The sequence below is a fragment of the Kitasatospora sp. NPDC057198 genome (assembly GCF_042670125.1).
GTDB lineage: Bacteria > Actinomycetota > Actinomycetes > Streptomycetales > Streptomycetaceae > Kitasatospora.
Window position 1 is genome coordinate 1 of the sequence record NZ_JBHUWH010000890.1, and the last position, 1104, is coordinate 1104.

General features: G+C 74.8%; 1 protein-coding gene and 1 pseudogene. Both read right to left on the reverse strand.

All coding sequences use genetic code 11. The annotated features are described in order from the left end of the window. Positions 1 to 49: 49 nt before the first annotated feature. The gene (locus ACFUEL_RS39880) at positions 50 to 685 is read right to left on the reverse strand and encodes an ATP-binding protein (RefSeq protein WP_380243148.1); all 636 of its coding nucleotides are present in this window, start codon (positions 683 to 685) and stop codon (positions 50 to 52) included. Between the two features lie 191 nt (positions 686 to 876). Further along, positions 877 to 1104, reverse strand: a pseudogene (locus ACFUEL_RS39885) (aldehyde dehydrogenase); the annotation flags it as partial.

Genomic DNA, 1104 nt, shown 5'->3' on the forward strand with positions numbered 1-1104 from the left:
GTGCGGGGGGAAATGCACCGGAGCCCCGCCCGTCTCCGTCGTCCTGTCCTCAGACCAGTTCGGCGGGCAGCTGCCGGGCCACCGCGGCGATCCGCCGGCCCGCCTCCACCCCGGAGCAGGCGTACGAGCCCAGCTCGACCTGCCGGGCGACGATGCCGCGCTCGGCCCGCATCAGCCGCAGCCCCCGGCGCACCAGGTACGGCACCGACTTGCGCCCCTCCCGGACGTCCCGCCGGAAGCGCCGCCAGGCGGTCGTGGCCGGCTTGTTGCGCAGGCACAGCGCGTCGCCGAGCAGCCCCTCGGCCCGGCAGCGGAACACCAGCTCGGCGGCGAAGATCCCCTCCGCGACGAAGCCCACCGCCCCGTCCAGCAGCAGCACCCGGCTGCCCGCGCGCCCGTTGTCCGGGATCGAGTACACCGGCACCTCGGCCGACCCCTCGTACACCAGCGAACGGATCGCCGCCATCGCCTGGTCCGCGTGCCAGGACAGCGGCGAGTCCCAGTCCGGGCCGCCCCCGTCCGGCAGCTGCGGCAGCGTCGGGTCGTCGCCGTCCTTGTAGAAGTCGTCCAGTTGCAGGACCGGCAGCCCGCTGCGCTCGGCGAGCGAGGACTTCCCCGAGCCCGAGGGGCCCGACAGCAGGATGACGCGGGATATCGGGCGGCGGTTCAGCGGGGTGTCACTCACGGGAAACCAGTCTGGGGCATCGGAGGGGCTGCTCGGAACCCGCCGGTCGGCCCCTTCACGCTGTGTGCGGGCATGGGGACGGGCCCGCACCAGGGGGGGAGAAGTGCGGGCCCGTCACGGCCGTCCGGGCCCCGGGGGGGATAGGGCGCTGAGGACGGCCGGTCTGTGTGGAGTTGGCCGGTCGGGCGGGGCTAGATGCCCATCGGGTGCCAGACCGTCTTCGTCTCCAGGAAGGAGAGCAGCCGCCCGGTGCCGGGCGCGGCCGTCCAGTCCTGGGCGGACGGGTCGGCGGCCGGTCGGACCACTCGCTTCAATGTATCGGCCGCGGCGGCTTCCAGGGCCGCCGCCGCGCCGGGTCCTTCCGGGGCGATCGCCCCGGCCAGGTCCAGCGCGTTGACGTCCTGGTGCGAGGCCAGCGT